Origin of the sequence: Bradyrhizobium sp. S69 (assembly GCF_009766005.1) — a bacterium.
Taxonomy (GTDB): Bacteria; Pseudomonadota; Alphaproteobacteria; order Rhizobiales; family Xanthobacteraceae; genus Bradyrhizobium.
This window is the reverse complement of sequence record NZ_LMUK01000005.1, coordinates 16192-32533: the sequence shown is the minus strand read 5'-3', so window position 1 is coordinate 32533 and position 16342 is coordinate 16192. Positions and strand designations below refer to the sequence as shown.

At 61.4% G+C, this 16342-nt stretch carries 13 protein-coding genes; 4 read left to right on the top strand and 9 right to left on the bottom strand.

Annotated elements, in window-relative coordinates; translation table 11 throughout:
* Positions 1-295: 295 nt before the first annotated feature.
* The 4 genes from GSQ88_RS00705 to GSQ88_RS00690 all read right to left on the bottom strand — a co-directional run bounded on the left by GSQ88_RS00705 (position 296) and on the right by GSQ88_RS00690 (position 4608).
* Positions 296-985, bottom strand: a complete 690-nt coding sequence (locus GSQ88_RS00705; RefSeq protein WP_159005307.1) for a Fe2+-dependent dioxygenase — start codon at positions 983-985, stop codon at positions 296-298.
* Positions 986-996: 11 nt separating this feature from the next.
* Positions 997-3573, bottom strand: coding sequence for a TonB-dependent receptor (locus GSQ88_RS00700; protein WP_159005306.1), 2577 nt, complete (start codon positions 3571-3573; stop codon positions 997-999).
* A 250-nt stretch (positions 3574-3823) separates the two neighbouring features.
* Positions 3824-4063, bottom strand: a complete 240-nt coding sequence (locus GSQ88_RS00695) for a hypothetical protein (RefSeq protein ID WP_159005305.1) — start codon at positions 4061-4063, stop codon at positions 3824-3826.
* Positions 4064-4149: 86 nt separating this feature from the next.
* Positions 4150-4608: a MarR family winged helix-turn-helix transcriptional regulator gene (locus GSQ88_RS00690; RefSeq protein ID WP_159005304.1), complete on the bottom strand. Its 459-nt coding sequence runs from the start codon at positions 4606-4608 to the stop codon at positions 4150-4152.
* Between the two features lie 202 nt (positions 4609-4810).
* Here GSQ88_RS00690 and GSQ88_RS00685 point away from each other — a divergent pair, with 202 nt between their 5' ends.
* The 4 genes from GSQ88_RS00685 to GSQ88_RS00670 all read left to right on the top strand — a co-directional run bounded on the left by GSQ88_RS00685 (position 4811) and on the right by GSQ88_RS00670 (position 11279).
* Positions 4811-5974 (top strand): efflux RND transporter periplasmic adaptor subunit, encoded by a 1164-nt coding sequence (locus tag GSQ88_RS00685; protein WP_159005303.1) that lies wholly within the window; start codon positions 4811-4813, stop codon positions 5972-5974.
* The gene (locus GSQ88_RS00680) at positions 5971-9117 is read left to right on the top strand and encodes an efflux RND transporter permease subunit (RefSeq protein WP_159005302.1); all 3147 of its coding nucleotides are present in this window, start codon (positions 5971-5973) and stop codon (positions 9115-9117) included. The genes GSQ88_RS00685 and GSQ88_RS00680 overlap by 4 nt, the downstream gene beginning before the upstream one ends.
* A gap of 82 nt (positions 9118-9199) precedes the next feature.
* Entirely contained in the window at positions 9200-9793 is a 594-nt protein-coding gene (locus tag GSQ88_RS00675; RefSeq protein ID WP_502706674.1) for an invasion associated locus B family protein, read from the top strand.
* A gap of 739 nt (positions 9794-10532) precedes the next feature.
* Complete coding sequence (locus tag GSQ88_RS00670; protein ID WP_159005301.1) at positions 10533-11279, top strand: hypothetical protein; 747 nt, start codon at positions 10533-10535, stop codon at positions 11277-11279.
* A 118-nt stretch (positions 11280-11397) separates the two neighbouring features.
* On the opposite strand, the gene GSQ88_RS00665 is transcribed toward GSQ88_RS00670, so the two are convergent.
* The 5 genes from GSQ88_RS00665 to GSQ88_RS00645 all read right to left on the bottom strand — a co-directional run bounded on the left by GSQ88_RS00665 (position 11398) and on the right by GSQ88_RS00645 (position 16160).
* Positions 11398-12135 carry an ABC transporter ATP-binding protein gene (locus tag GSQ88_RS00665; protein WP_159005300.1) on the bottom strand — a complete coding sequence of 246 codons (738 nt, stop codon included), beginning with the start codon at positions 12133-12135 and terminating at the stop codon, positions 11398-11400.
* Complete coding sequence (locus GSQ88_RS00660; RefSeq protein WP_159005299.1) at positions 12132-12899, bottom strand: ABC transporter ATP-binding protein; 768 nt, start codon at positions 12897-12899, stop codon at positions 12132-12134. The genes GSQ88_RS00665 and GSQ88_RS00660 overlap by 4 nt, the downstream gene beginning before the upstream one ends.
* Complete coding sequence (locus tag GSQ88_RS00655; protein WP_246735011.1) at positions 12889-13896, bottom strand: branched-chain amino acid ABC transporter permease; 1008 nt, start codon at positions 13894-13896, stop codon at positions 12889-12891. Before GSQ88_RS00655 ends, GSQ88_RS00660 begins: the two co-directional genes overlap by 11 nt.
* A gap of 13 nt (positions 13897-13909) precedes the next feature.
* Complete coding sequence (locus GSQ88_RS00650) at positions 13910-14773, bottom strand: branched-chain amino acid ABC transporter permease (RefSeq protein WP_159005298.1); 864 nt, start codon at positions 14771-14773, stop codon at positions 13910-13912.
* Between the two features lie 133 nt (positions 14774-14906).
* Positions 14907-16160, bottom strand: a complete 1254-nt coding sequence (locus GSQ88_RS00645) for an ABC transporter substrate-binding protein (protein WP_159005297.1) — start codon at positions 16158-16160, stop codon at positions 14907-14909.
* Between the last annotated feature and the right edge of the window lie 182 nt (positions 16161-16342).

Genomic DNA, 16342 nt, shown 5'->3' with positions numbered 1-16342 from the left:
GTCGATGCATCGGAAGCGACTGGCGCAGGCGCGGCGGATGGCGCTGGCGCGACCGCCACATTCTGTGCCGGCGTGGCGGCCTGTACCGGCGCGACACTCGGCGGCGCAGCCGCAACGGGCGGCTGAGCCGGCATCGGGGCCGGGGCCGCAACCTGCGCCCTTGGCGCAGCCTGGGTCTGGGGCACTTGTGCGGTGCTCTGCTGCGCCAGCAGCGGCCGCGCCGGCGACAGCATCGCCAGCGTCAGGATGGCAGCAAAAGTTGCTCGAAACCAAGTCGCTCGAAACAGTGACGTGTTCATACTTCGGCCCAGTAGCGGATCAGATTGTGATAGATGCCGGTCAATTTGACCGTTTCAGGGTCATCGCGCCCAAGACGCTCCACCAGAGCCTGAATAGCAACGTCGAGATCGAAAATCAGGCTGCGGGCATGGGCATCCCGTACCATGCTCTGCACCCAGAAAAAAGACGCAACCCGTGTCCCCCGGGTGACCGGGGTGACCATATGCAAACTAGACGCAGGATAAACTACCAGATCGCCGGCCGGCAGCTTGATTTCGTGCGATCCGTAGAGGTCTTCGGCCACGAGCTCTCCGCCGTCATACTCGTCGGGCTCGGATAAAAATAACGTGACCGACAGATCGGTCCGGATCCGCAAGCCGGTCAGGCGATCGCCTCGCACGGCGTTATCGATATGGATGCCGAAATGGTGGCCGTCCGCGGCGTTATAACGATTGAACAGCGGCGGGAAAATATGCAGCGGGACCGCCGCTGAAATGAACCGCGGGTTGGCGGTGAGCGCCGAGATCACGCGGTTGCCAAGCTTGCGCGCGATCTCGCTGTCCGGCGGCAATTGTTCGTTGCTTTTCACCAGTGCCGATTGTGCCCCGGCGGTTGAGCGGCCGTCTTCCCATGAACATTCGTCCATGATGCGGCGGAAATCCGCCACATCGCTTTTGCTCAGCACATTCGGGACACAGATCAGCATCGCATCGACAATCAGTACCTCGCCGAAAGCACCACCGCCACGGTGCGGCCAGGCGCTTCCAGCGTGAACGGCGCTGCACTTTGATAGAACGCGGTGTAATAGAGCTTGTTGAAGATGTTGTTGACGAACAGCTTCGCCGTCCAGTTCTTGTCGATCTTCGCTTCCGCGAAGCTGTCGAAGCGCCAGAAGCTCGGCAGCACCGTACCCTGGTTCGCGGCAAGCAAGGTGCCGCCATACATCGCGGAACGATAGACGGCCTGTCCGCCAACTTCCCAGCGGTCGTCGATCTGATATTTGCTGAGCAGGCTGAACGACTGATTGGCAATGTTGGCCAACGGCAGGCCGACGTTGGTCGGGTACAGCGCCGGATCGGCCGAGGGAACCAGCGACTTCGTCACCTCCGACTTCATCAGCACGATACCGCCGAACACGCTCCATTTGTCGGTGATCTTGCCGGTCACTTCGAGATCGATGCCGCGGATCTGATAGGCCGCGCCGGCGCTGATGCAAGGCTGCGTGCCCCCTATCGACGTGTTATAGGGGCAAGCTGCCGTCTGGTTTGCTGTTGAGGTCACGTTCACCGACTCACGCGCATTGGTGACGTTGGTTTGGAACAGCGCGCCGGTCAGGAGCAAATGGCGCTCAAACAGCTCCCATTTGTTGCCAACCTCGATCGCCGTGTTCTTCATCGGCCCGAATATCTGGTTCGAGCCACCGTTGATGTTCGGCGCAAGCCCTCCATACGCTGCGCTGGTACCATCGAACTCGGAGCCCACCGGGTCCGACGACGTCGCATAGGCCACATAGATGCTGGTAATCGGCAGCGGCTTCAGCGTGAGGCCCAGATTGAAGTTCGGCATATCAAACTGCGCGGCTTGCGAACCAAATACACCCGCGACCGAGCCCGATGTGCCGTAACCGCTGGCTTTGATGCCGTAGTCGTCCAGGCGGATGCCGCCATTGAGGATCACCAGATCGCGGTAATTGGCGGAATCCAGCAAATAGCCGCTCGTGGTATCGATCGCGATTTGCGTCGGCTTGCCCGTGAGCGTGGGCGTCGTCGAGAACGGCGTGAATGTCGATTGCGGATTGGTAATGCTCACGCCGGCCAGCGACCCGCTACCGGTGAAAGGGGTACCGGCCGTAACCAGTTCCGAACTCAAACCCGTGTATGAATCGATGCTGGAAGTTTCGCGCGAGACCTCGACGCCGGCCACCGCGGTGTGGTGCCAGTTGCCGGTATCGAACTTGTACGTGAACTCGCTCTGATTGGCGACGACGTCGGTTGGTTGATACCGGCTCTGCGGGTTGAGGGTCACCGTGTTCCCAACAACGTTGGCTGACTCCGGAATCGTGCCGATGTAATTCAGCGTCGACTTCGAGCCCCGAACCTTGTCGCTGAAGGTCAAGTCGGGAGTGATCTTTACCTCGGTGTTGATGGTGGCGAGGTCCTGATGGACCTCGTAGAAATCTCGGTTGACAAAGCCGTAGAAATTGTCGCGGTTCACGCCGTACTGCGGGGCCGGGCCGCCGGCGGTGGTCGTAAATTGACCGAGGGCGTTGGTGGGTCCGGTTCGGAGGTACGGCACGCCGAAGTCCGGCAGTCCGTGAATGTCGGTGTGAACGTAGTCCGCGGTCACCTTCACCGCATCGACCGGCTTCCAGGTCAACGCCACAAAGCCGCCACCGCGATTGTCAGTGGTGAAGCTTCGGCCTTCAACGCCCGCATCCTGGAACAGGCCGCCGGCGCGAATCGCCAATGTCGGGCTGATCACCTGGTTAACGTCGAGCGTGACGCGCTTGGTGTTGTCGCTCGCGTACGTCGTGTCCATGTTGTAGAACGACCTGTCGGTGGTCGCCTGCTTGGTGACGATGTTGATCGCACCACCCGTCGTGCCGCGGCCGGCAAACGACGAACCGGGTCCGCGCAGGATCTCGATCTGCTCGGTAAAGAAATTCTCACGGACGCTGACGCCGGAATCGCGGACGCCGTCGATGAAGATGTCGTTGCGGGTATCGAAGCCGCGAACGAAGAACCGATCGCCGAAGGCGTTGCCGCCCTCGCCGGTGCCGAGCGTCACGCCGGCGGTGTTCAGCACCGCCTGCTTCAATGACGTGGCGTTCTCGTCCGCCAGCACTTCCTTGTCGATGACCGTGACGGTCTTCGGCGTATTCAGTAGCGGCTCGGGAAACTTGCCCGAGGCCTGCAGATGATCGACCTTGTAGGGCGCCGCCGCATCCGCATAGGGGTTGCGGTCCGCGTTCAGCGCACCGGCGTTGGGATACGGCACCGGCGCGGCCGCAGTTTGTTGCGACCGCCGCGCCGCGCGCCGCAGGGCATTGCGGGCGCGGATCTGGTCCGACGTCGGCTTCGAAACCGCCGGGCGCGGGCGGGCAACGGGCGCATCGACAGTTACCGGCGGCAGGTTCGAGTTCGATTGCTGCGCTTCGGCGCCAGAAAACGTGGCGACCGCCATCAAGCTCGCAACCGCCGACACCTTGCGGCCGGAATAGTTCTCGAAGGTTTCGCTGATCGAGTTCAAAGCCGCGTTCGAACGCAGCGAACTCGGCGTCTTTGCCGTATTCATTTTAGATGCCCCACTGACCAAGATTCAATCCGCTCACGCGCCCCATTTGCGATGAGCAGTTGCATGTTGGATATCGAGCAAAGGACGATCGGGTCAATGCGATTACGGCAACAGGTTGGTTGAATCGGTCCAGTTAAAAGCGATTCTAAATCGTAGTTTGAAATGGTTCTAAGTTAAGCTTTGAAACGTTCTAAACTGATGCGGAAATAGCCGGTAAAAAGGCCGTTTTCGCGGTTCGCGAACCGCATCCTCAATCGGCGCTGGGCGGCTTCATCAGCGAAAACAATTCGTCGACCGTCTGTTGCGCGACCAGCCTTACGCGATCGGTATTGTCCATGCCGGCGATGTTGACGCCTTTCACCACGGCTCTGATCTCGTCGCGAAAATCGGTGAGAAATCGCAGGGGATCGCGTTGCTCATTGGCGACGCGTGCAATCAGGCCCGTGATCAGGATCTGGCAAGCGATCATGCGTCCGTTCAATTCATCCATGATGGATTCCCGACTGGGTAAAGTTTCAATGCGGCGTTCGCGCGGTGATATGAACGACGGCCGCCGCGGTGACAACCGCACACCAGCTATTTAGCGGCGACGCTGCCGGGTTCGACGAGGCCTTTGATCCGCTCCTTGATGTCGAGCAGCGTCTCAAGACTGGTCTGTAGCGACGCGGTCGGAATGTCCCGCAGCACATTTGCCGCGATGTTATCGCGCAGGCTGTCGAGGTCATCGACCAATTGCCGGCCGGCCTCGGTGAGAAACAGCCGGTTGGCGCGCCGGTCCCGCGGGTCGTGCCGCCGCTCGAGAAGGCCGTGCTCGACCAGCCGGTCCAGCAACCGCACCAGCGATATCGGCTGCAATTCGAGCACATCCGCCAGATCGACTTGCGACAAGCCTTCTTGTTCCCGCAACCGAAACAGCACGATCCATTGTGCGCGGGTGGTGCCGCGGCCCTTGGCACGATGATCGATATAGTTGCGCAATAGTCGGGAGCTCTCGACAAGTTGGGCAACCAACTGGCGTTTCAGCCCCTGGGTCATGTTAAGCTCGAAAGCATGTTGGGGTCGGCGGCATCGGATTCGCGCTTCCAGAACCTGTACAAATGTTTAGGATTCTCAAATGATAGTGCGTTTACACATTATACGCACGCGTATTATATCTGGACTCCCCGGGAAGCGTTTTAAAGTCCTGTAACCTCTTTATTTTGAACCGGTCCGCCGCCCCCAGTCACTACGAGCTGTCATGAGCAAATCGCGAACGATTACCTGGATTGTGCTGATCGCTGCCGTTGCCGGTGCGGGCTATTATGGCTGGGGCCGCTACCAGGCCGGGCAGGAAGCGGCGGCCAACGCGCAAAAGGTCGTGCGCAACGCCGTTCAGGTCAGCACGGCCCAGGTCGAGAAGTCCGACTTTCCGGTATATTTGACCGGGCTCGGAACCGTCCAGGGTTTCAATACCGTGCTGGTGCGGAGCCGGGTTGACGGCCAGATCGACAAGATCGCTTTCAAGGAAGGCCAGGTCGTCAAGCAGGGCGACCTGTTGGTCGAGATCGACCCCCGGCCCTATCAGGCGACGCTCGACCAGGCCAAGGCCAAGAAGTCCCAGGACGAGGCCAATCTGGCCAACGTCAATCTCGACCTTCAGCGCTTCATCAAGCTCGGCGAGTTCGCCACCAAGCAGCAGCTCGATACCCAGCATTCGTCGGTGCTGCAGTTGACCGCGCAGATCGAGGCCGATACGGCGGCGATCGCCAACGCCCAGACCCAGCTCGATTATACCGCGATCCAGTCGCCGATCCCGGGCGTCGTCGGCCTGCGCCAGGTCGACATCGGCAACATCGTCAACGCCTCGAGCCTGACCGGCATCGTGACGGTCGCCCAGGTGGAGCCGATTGCCGTCATTTTTACCGCGCCGGAAGAGCAGTTGCCGTATATAAACGAGGCCCAGGCGGTGGCGCCGCTCAAGGTCATCGCGATCACGACCGATGGCAAGAAGCCGTTGGCCGAGGGAAAGCTCTCGGTGGTCAACAATCAAGTCGATACGACCAGCGGAACCATCCGCCTCAAGGCGGTGTTCGATAACAAGGACCACGCTCTGTGGCCGGGTCAGTCGGTGTCGACCCGGCTTCTGGTCAATACGCTGAAGGGTGCGACGGTTGTTCCGGACGGGGCGATACAGCACAGCACCAGCGGCCTTTATGCCTATACGGTCGATGAGAACAGCAAAGCGGTACTGAACAAGGTCAAGGTCACCCAATCGATCGACGGACGCTCGGTGGTCGATGAAGGATTGTCACCCGGACAGCGCGTGATCACCACGGGCCAGTACAAGGTCTCACCCGGCACCCTCGTCAGTTCGGCGGTGGCGAGTTCGGATCCGGCCCAACCCAAGGTTAAATCGGAATGAGCGAGGGGATTTCGGCACCCTTTATTCGCTATCCCATCGGCACTTCGCTGATGATGGCCGGCATTCTGTTCGTCGGTATCGTCGCCTATCCACTGCTGCCGGTCGCGCCGCTGCCCCAGGTCGACTTCCCGACCATCCAGATCACGGCGACATTGCCGGGCGGCAGTCCGGAAACCATGGCCTCTTCGGTGGCGCAGCCGCTGGAGCGGCAGTTCGCGCAGATTCCAGGCATCGCCCAGATGACCTCGACCAGCTATCTGGGAACCGCGGCCGTCACCATCCAGTTCGACCTCAACCGCAGCATCGACGGCGCCGCCAACGACGTGCAGGGCGCCATCAATGCGGCCAGCGGCCAATTGCCGAAATCCCTGCCCTCGCCGCCGACCTATCGCAAGGTCAACCCGGCGGACTCGCCGATCCTGCTGTTGTCGGCAACCTCGGATTCGCTGCCGATCACCACCGTCAGCGACTCGGTCGACGCCCAGCTTGCGCAGCAGATCAGTCAGATTTCCGGCGTCGCCCAGGTGACGATCGGCGGCCAGCAAAAGCCGTCGATCCGGGTCCAGATCGATCCCGCGAAACTGGTGGCCAAGGGCCTGTCGCTGGAAGACGTCCGAACCGTCATTACCAACACCACGGTCGACAGCCCCAAGGGCAATATCGACGGCGTCAAAACGGCCTACACGATCTACTCCAACGACCAGTTGCTGGATTCCAAGGACTGGAACGACGTCATCATCGCCTACCGCAATGGCGGTCCCTTGCGGATCCGCGACATCGGCAAGGCGATCACCGCGGCGGAAGATGCCAAGCAGGCGGCTTGGGCCAACGGCAAGCGCGGCGTGTTCCTGGTGGTCTACAAGCAACCCGGCGCCAACGTCATCGACACCGTCGACAAGATCAAGGCGCTGCTGCCGCGGCTGGTCGCCGCGATCCCGCCGGCGATCAAGATCGAGGTGATCAGCGACCGCACCCAGACCATCCGCGCCGCGGTCTCGGACGTGCAGTTCACGCTGCTGTTGACCATTGCGCTCGTCGTCATGGTGATCTTCGTATTCCTGCGCAGTTTCTGGGCGACCGTGATTCCGACCGTCACCGTGCCATTGGCGTTGCTCGGCGCTTGCGCGCTGATGTGGGTGTTCGGCTACACGCTCGACAATCTGTCGCTGATGGCCTTGACGATCGCGGTCGGCTTCGTGGTCGACGACGCCATCGTGATGCTGGAAAACATCACCCGCTACATCGAGGAAGGCGAGAAGCCGCTGGCCGCCGCCTTCAAGGGCTCCAGCGAAATCGGCTTCACCATCGTGTCGATCAGTATCTCGCTGGTCGCGGTGCTGATCCCACTGCTGTTGATGGGCGGCATCATCGGGCGCCTGTTCCGCGAATTCGCGGTGACCCTGACCATGACGATTTTCGTCTCGATGGTGGTTTCGCTGTCGCTGACGCCGATGATGGCCTCCCGCTTCCTGCGCGCCCACAGCGAAACCAAGCACGGCAAGTTCTACGACTGGAGCGAGCGGGCGTTCGATGCCATGCTCCACGGCTACGAGGCCGCTCTCGATATCGCCATGAGCTGGCGACGGACCACGCTCCTGATTTTCTTCGCGACGCTGGCCTTGTCGGTTTATCTGTTCGTCATCATTCCCAAGGGCTTTTTCCCGCAGCAGGACGTCGGCCTGATCTCCGCCACGTCGGAAGCCGCGCAGGACATTTCGTTCGCCGCGATGAAGGATCGCCAGGAGGCGCTCGGCAAGATCGTGCAAGCCGATCCTGATGTCGCCAGCGTGGCGATGGCGATCGGCGGCAGCGGCCGCGCCGGCAACAACGGCAACGTCTTCATCACGCTGAAGCCGCGCGACGAGCGCACCGCCAGCGCCCAGCAGATCATCGCCCGGCTGCGTCCACAGCTCGACAAGGTCGAGGGCGCGCGGCTGTTCATGCAGGCGGCGCAAGACGTGCGCCTCGGCGGCCGGCCGACGCGAACGCAGTTCGAGTTCACGCTTCAGGATGCCGATCTGGGCGAGCTCAACGCCTGGGCACCGAAGATCCTAGACAAGATGAAGACGCTGTCGGTGTTGCGCGACGTCGCAACCGACCAGCAGAGCGAAGGCACCACGCTGCAATTGAACATCAATCGTGACACCGCGTCGCGCTACGGCATCACGCCCCAGTTGATCGACGATACGCTGTACGACGCGTTCGGCCAGCGCGAGGTCACGCAATATTTCACCCAGCTCAACAGCTACCACGTCATCGAGGAAATCCTGCCCGAGTTGCAGCAAAACCTCGACATCCTCAACAAGCTCTATGTCAAGTCGCCGCTGACCGGAGAACAGGTGCCTTTGGCGACGTTCGCAACCTGGACCAGCGTACCGGTCCGTCCGCTCTCGATCAGCCATCAGGGCCAGTTTCCGGCCATCACCATCAGCTTCAACCTCGCGCAGGGCGTGGCGCTGGGGCAAGCGACCGATGCGGTGCAAAAGGCGATGACCGAACTCGGCGCCCCCGCCACGCTGAATTCGAGCTTCCAGGGCACCGCACAGGCGTTCCAGCAATCGCTCGGCACGGTGCCGCTGCTGATCATGGCGGCCCTCGTGGTCGTGTACCTGATCCTCGGCATTCTCTACGAGAGCTACATTCACCCGATCACGATTCTGTCGACGCTGCCTTCGGCCGGCGTCGGCGCGCTCGCGATCCTGATGGTGTTCGGATACGACTTCAGCCTGATCGCCCTGATCGGCATCATCCTCTTGATCGGCATCGTCAAGAAGAATGGCATCATGATGGTCGACTTCGCGATCTCGGCCGAGCGCGACGAGCATCTGTCGCCGGAGCAATCGATCCGGAAGGCCGCCCTGCTCCGCTTCCGCCCGATCATGATGACGACGATGGCGGCGATGCTCGGCGGCGTGCCGCTAATGCTGGGCACCGGCACCGGCTCGGAAATCCGTCAGCCGCTGGGTTATGCGATGGTCGGCGGTCTGATCGTCAGCCAGGCGCTGACGCTGTTCACGACGCCGGTGATCTATCTCTATCTCGACAGGCTGTCGAACGCGTTTGCGGGGTGGGGACGGCCGGCCAATGCCGGCCAGGATCCGCACGCCGACGCGCACGGCTCGATCAAGCAGGCCGCCGAGTAGGTTGACTTCGACCGTCCCAACGGTTCCGATCATATTCATCTCGAGAGATCGTCGCCCTCAAATTCGTGCCGGAGCCGGATCAGTGAAAATTCGTGCGAAAAATATCTTGCTCGCGGCCGTCATGGCGTGCGGGTCGATCGGGCTCGGCCACGCGCAGCAGGCGCCGGCGTCCAAAGCCAAGGCCGCGCCGCGCACCGCCCAAGGCGCACCGGCGCCCGCGGCGTCGCCGGCCGCCGAGCCGGCAGCACCCGCCGCCGCCGCAGCACCCCCGCCCGGCTGGGCCGTCCGATGCGCCAGCGCAAGCCGCGAGGCGCCGCTTGAATGCGCGATGGAACAGACCGCCGTGTTGAGCAAGACCGGACAAACCGTCGTCTCGGTCAACATTCGCGTGCCCAGCGATACCCATACGCCGGAGATCCTGGTGCAGCTGCCGCTTGGGTTCAGCCTGCCGGGCGGCGCCAGATTCCAGGTCGACGACGGCAAGGCCGCCGAGATGGAGCTGCGGACCTGCGAAAACCGCGGCTGCTACGCCAGCGCGTCGATCGCGCCCGATGTGCTTGCCGCGCTGAAGGCGGGAAAGCAGATGAAGGTGTCGTTTCAGACGCTGAACAAGGAAACCATCAACATTCCACTGCCGTTGACGGATTTTGCCACCGCCTACGACAAGATCAAGTAAGCGCTGCGCCGGCTTGCCGACGTTGCCACGAGTGTGCGCCGGTAGCGCTCGCAAGCACAGGTCTCGCTCGCATCGATTTCCTGATTCAATTTTCAAACAACCAATCATCCAAGTCCGTCATTTGCGAGCGTTAGCGAAGCAATCCAAGAATAAGAGCTGGATTGCTTCGTCGCAAGCGCTCCTCGCAATGACGTCGATAGCCCGTAGCCCGTAACTTCGCATTCTCGCGACAGCATGCGCCCCAGTTTTACAAATTTATTCGCCCTCGAAAAAGATAGAGAGCGCAGGTGATTTATGTCGGATGAAAAAAAGAATATTTCTGCAAAAGGGGTTCGACACAATATCGAGTGATTTGCCTCATCGGGCAGACCAGCTAGTGTTTACGTCATCCTGAGGTGCGCGCTCTTTCTTGCGCGCCTCGAAGGATGGCCGCACGCACTGCGCCGAACAGCATCCTTCGAGACGCGGCGAAGACGCCGCTCCTCAGGATGACGGTGCTGTTGCTGCAAAAGCACCTCTCGCGCGGTGCGCGCGGTTGGTGAGCGCTTTGCTCACCCGCTTCAAACAACTCACCCGGTGCCGAGATAGACCTTCTGCACCTGAGGATCGTTGGCGAGATCGGTCGCGACGCGATCTCGCCACCGTGCCGAAAAGCGACCAGCCGTTACCCGAACGGCCAATCTTAGATTGCAATAACGACTACATGCCAGATAACATCAACTGAGCATGGGAGACTACTTTGAAATTTCGATTTTTCCAGAAAAAAAGCTCCCGATCGCCATCCTCTGACAGATTAGATGATTTCAAATTTGAATCTCTGGTAACTTTGGAAGAAATGGAAAAATTCATCCAAATGGAGCTTCCGCTCGGCACTGATCGCGACACGATGCGGCGCACATTTGTAAACGCAGGGCGCGCAACTTTTAAAGCGCATCCTACGCAGGCAGGCGTCGAGAAATATATCTACGACGTGAATCTGTGCGAGTATTATGTGTGGCGCTGGAATATATCTGCCGATTACGACGCAGCGGGACGATTGCTGCAGGCTTATGTCAACGCATGGCCGGTATTTCCTAAGGGGAAGCCTCCGCGCGATCCCCGTAAAGGGATTCCTCGCGATCAAAGCGCCGCGATTGTTGAGGTGTATCGGCCGCGACCGGAAGCGCGAAAAGGTGAAAGCCGATTGGCATTCATGCTGCTTACAAGCGACCCGACTCTCAAAACGATCGACGATCAATTATTTATCGGAGGTGGTCCGACGCGAGCCGATCCCCTGGATATGGGAACGTTAAAAATCGCCCAAGGGGAGCCTTGGCGTTCAATCTTTGATTTCGATGATGCAGACTTTATTGCCCCCTACTCTGGGGATTGGGTGGCTGTAGACAGGGAAATCGAAAAGCGAAAAGCAAATGGCGGCAGTTTTCAATTTGCCAGCTCTCTTCTCGCGCTTCAGATGCTGCGCGCAGGAAATACGAAGAAACACTAAAAACAAAAATGTTGCCTTTTTGCCGCCGGTCACGGCGATCAGAACAGCAACGTCGCGTCGGTTCGTGTCCCATTCACGTTCAACCGCGCTGATCGATCTCGATTGACGAATACGCGACTCATCCGGTGCCGAGATAGACCTTCTGCACCTGCGGATCGTTGGCGAGATCGGCGGCGGTGCCGGACAATACGCTTTTGCCGACCTGCAACACGGTGGCAAAATCCGACACTTCGAGTGCCAGTTCGATCGACTGCTCGGCGAGCAGGATGGTCAGCCCTTCCCTGTGCAGCCGGGCAAACGTCTCGTACATCGATTCCACCACGGCCGGCGCCAGACCGAGCGACGGCTCGTCCAGCATCAACAATTTGGGATCGCTCATCAGCGCGCGACCGACCGCCAGCATCTGCCGCTCACCGCCGGACATGGTGCCGGCGCGCTGGTTGCGCCGCTCGGCGAGTTTTGGAAAGATCTCGTAGACCCGATCGAGCAAGGGTTTGGTGCGCGTTTTGTCGCGCAGCGGCGTCGCGCCGAGCAGCAGATTGTTCTCGACGCTCTGCTGCACGAACAGCCGCCAGCCTTCCGGCGACAGCGCAAGGCCCTTGCGCACGATCGAAAATGCCGGCTGGCCGCCGATCTGTTGCCCCGCAAACAGGATCGAGCCGGAATGCAGCGGGATCAGCCCGGCGATGGCGTTGAGAACCGTGGTCTTGCCGCCGCCATTGGAGCCGAGCAGCGCCACCACGCTGCCTTCGGGCACCTCCAGCGAGACGTCGGACACGCCGATCAGATCGCCGTAGTGAACCTCCAGATGCTCGATCTTGAGCAACGGCCGGTCCTTGAGCAAGGGCTCGCTCATGTTGCGGGCCCGCCCATCAATTCGATCGGCGTGTGGCCGGCGGCCGCCTTGGCGGCGCGCTTGCCGAGATAGGCCTCGACCACCGCCGGATTGCTGGTGACCTCGCGCGGACTGCCGCGCGCGATCTCCTGGCCCTGATGAAACACCACCACCCGCGTCGCCAGCGACATGATGACTTCCATGATGTGCTCGACGATCACCAGCGTGATGCCGGACCGGTGGATGTCGCGCACCAGATCGATCGCAAGCTGCACCTCGCGCTGGGTGAGGCCCGCCATCGCTTCATCGAGCAACAAAACCTTGGGCTCGGTGGCGAGCGCGCGCGCAATCTCGAGCCGCTTGCGGCCGGGTGTTCCCAGCGAGCGCGCCGGTGCATCCGCCAGCCGGCTGAGGCCGGTGCGTTCCAGTACCGCGCGGGCCTTCGTCTCGGCCTCGGTGCGATGCGAGGTGCGAAGGAACGCGCCGATCATCACGTTTTCCAGCACCGACATGCCCTCAAAGGTCTGCGGCACCTGGAACGTGCGGGCCAGCCCAAGCTGCGCCCGCCCCTCCGGCGTCATGTCGGTGATGTCGTGGCCCTCGAACTGCACCTTGCCGGAGGTGACCTGCAAATCGCCGGTCAGGCAGTTGAAGAAGGTGGATTTGCCGGCGCCGTTCGGCCCGATCAGGCCGAGAATATCGCCCTGCTCCAGCGTCACGGAGGCGCTATCGACCGCCTTGAAACTGCCGAAGGCTTTTGTGACACCGCGCGCTTCAAGGAGCATGGGTTGCTCCTGTCGCGTCCGCCTTCTCGCTTCGTCCACCGCGTTTGTCCGACAGCCGTTTGATCAGCGTCAGGATGCCGCCCGGTTGAAAGCGCGCGATCAGCACGATGATCGCGCCATACATCACGAAGGTAAGACCGGCGCCCTTGCCGCCGAGCAGATTGTTGGAGATTTCCTCCAGCGGCACCAGGATCGCAGCACCGACCAGCGGCCCGAACAACAGGCCGGCGCCGCCGAGAGCGGCCATGATCAGCATCTTCACCGAGATCAGGATGCCGAGCCCGGAGTCCGGATCGACGAACCCGAACATCGTGGCGTAGAGCGTACCGGCAACGCTGGTGAGGCCGGCGCTCAGCATGAACGCGTACAGCTTGACCCTGGAGGCCGGCGCCCCCAGCGACCGCGCCGCCCGCTCGGAGTCGCGGATCGCGCGCAGATAAAATCCCATCCGGCTGTCGGCCATCCACCAGGTGATGCCGAGCGTCACCACCAGCACCGTCAGGAACAAATAATAATAAGGCAGCGCCGAGATGAACGACAGATCGAACACATTGCGCGGCACGGTCGGGCCAGAGAGTCCGACACCGGCACCGAGATAATCGGTGTTGCTGACGATCAATCTGACGAGTTCGGCGACCGCGATCGTCGCCATGCTGAAATAATGGCCCGACAACCGCAAGGTCGGCACGCCGATCACGGCGGCAATCGCCACACTGACGACGATACCGACGGGAATGCCGACCAGCGGCGACCACGCAAAATGCGCATACGCCCCCATCGCCGCATAGGCGCCGCAGCCAAAGAAAACCACGTGCCCGACCGACACCTGGCCGGCGTAACCGCCGACGATATTCCAGGCGGACGCGACGATCGCGTACAGCAGCACCAGCGCGCCGAGCCGTTGCTGGAACGGCGTCGAGAACAACAGCGGATAGGCGATCACCAGCGCAAGCGCCACCGACGGCCACAGCAGACGCCGCATCAAGGACTTATCCATCAGGATTTTCCCATCAGGATTTTCCCATTAAGCCTTGCGGCCTGAACCAGAGGAAGCAGAGAAACAGCGAATAGACCACGATGTCCTTGTAGACGGCGCCGATCCAGTACGCCGACAGCGACTCGATCACGCCGATCAGCAGGCCCGCGACCAGCGCGCCCGGCACGCTGCCGAAGCCACCCAGCGACACCGTGACGAAAGCGACGATCCCGAGCGTCTCGCCGACCGTCGGCACCACGTAAAAGAAGGTCGCGATCAACGCGCCGGCAATGCCGGTGACGCCGGCCGCGATCGCCCACGCGATCGCCTGCATGCTGTCGGGACGGATCCCCATCAATTGCGCGGCGGAAGAATCTTCGGCGACCGCCAGCATCTTCGAGCCCAGTGTGGTGCGGGTCAGCAGGATATGCAGTCCGCCGGTCACCACGAGCGCGACCACGCCGGCCAACAATCGCGAGGCCTGGATCCTGATCCCGAATACATCGAAGGTGCCCCCGACGATATTCTCCGGCAGCGACAGATAATTGGCGCCAAACCACCAGAACGCCGAATAGCGCAGCAACAGCGCCAACCCGAAAGTGCCGAGGATCTGCGCCAGCATCGGGCCCTTCATGATGCTGCGGATCAGCGCGAAGTAAACGATGATGCCGAGCGTCGCCAGCAGCAATGCTGCGACCGGCACGCCGATCGCGGGACCGGCGCCGAACAGCGCCCAGACCACATAGGCCACATACATGCCGAGCATGACGAAATCGCCATGGGCGAAATTGACGATGTTCATCATGCCCCAGATCAGCGTAAGGCCGGAGGAGAACAACGCATAGACCGCGCCCAGCAGAAGTCCGCCGACGATAACCTGGACCAGAATGGAGGACATGAAGCAGCGCGTCTCTTCGATTGGCGGTTGCCGCCGGGGTCATCCTTGAGCGTCGAATTCAGCCGATCGTCCACGCCAACGGGGGTCGCGGCAAGCGGAAAAGCGGGGATGATGTCCCCCCGCCTCTGTTTGGTCACCAGCCCTTGTAGGGCATCTCCGGGGCTTTCTCGGCGTTGGTCTTGGGCCAGACCGCGACATAGTTCTCGCCGTCCTGCAACTGGATCATCAGGCCCGAGGCCAGGATGTTCTGTCCCTTGTCGTCGAACTTGATGCCCTTGTAGCCCATGATCAGTTGATCCGGCTTGAGGTCGGTCGCCTTCAGCGCCGCCTGGATCTTGGCAGGATCAGTCGAACCGGCGCGATCGATCGCGTCGCAGAGCACGAAGAAGCCTTGCATCTGCCGCGCGGCGGTATCGTCCAACTCGTCGCCGCTGCGCTTTTTGTACATCTCGGCGATGATGGCGCTCGGCGAGCCAGGAGCGCCGACGCTCCACGACGACCGGTTGAAGACGCCCTGCGAAATCTTGCCGACCGCCTTGATGAAGGACGGATCGGAATAGCCGGAATCGTCGGCGATCATCATCGGCGGCTTGTAGTCGAGCGCCTGCATGGTCTTCTGGTACAGGATCGCGTCGGAGGCGTAGGCGATCATGATCACGACGTCGGGCTTCTTCTCCTTGAGCTGAAGCACCTGGCTCTGGACGTCGGTGGCGTTGACCGCGTAGGCGATATCCTGGGAGATGCTGGCGCCGTTGTCCTTGAACACGCTGGTGATGACGCTGGCAACCGAGGTGCCGTATTCGGTGTTGTCGTGGACCAGCGCGACATTGTCGGTCTTGGCGCCGGCGGCTTTCATGTCCTTGAGAAAATCGCTGTAGATCCTGGCGAAGTCGGCCGCCACCGGCGTCACGCGGAAGAACCATTTGAAGCCGCGCTCGGTGAGATTGGCCGCGACCGACTCACCGTTGACGAAGGGAATGCCGTACTTCTCGGCGATCGCGCTCGCCGTCAGCGTGATGCCGGACTGGTAGGCGCCGGTGAGCGCGACCACCTTGTCTTCGGTGATCAGGCGCAGCGCCTGGTTCTGTCCGGTGGCGGGGCTGCCCTGGTTGTCGGCGAACACCACCTCGACCTTGGCGCCGCCGAGACCCGCAAGACCCGCATTCTTTGCCAGCGGCAAATTGCCGAGCTCGGGATGGGCGTTGTTGATGATGTCGATCGCGGTCTCGATCGCGAACTTGGCGTGAACGCCGGCGCTGGCAGCGCCGCCGCTCAGCGGAAACACAGCGCCGATCTTGACCGTCTTGTCCTGCGCCGCGGCAGGGACGGCCAGTGCTACGGAAATCGCGGCCGCACCGACCAGCGCGAGGACATGCTTCAATCTCATGTTGATCGTCTCCGAAAACATTTCCATCCAAATTGGCTTTGAGCCGAGCCTGAGCCGAGACACGCGATTGCGTTGCGGTTCGGCCGTCTTGTTATTTATCGAGAGATAACCATCGCATGCCGATTTGGCGGGAGCAAGTTGCAGCGCCCGGGATGCCCCGGGCAAATCATCGCGGGGCAAGC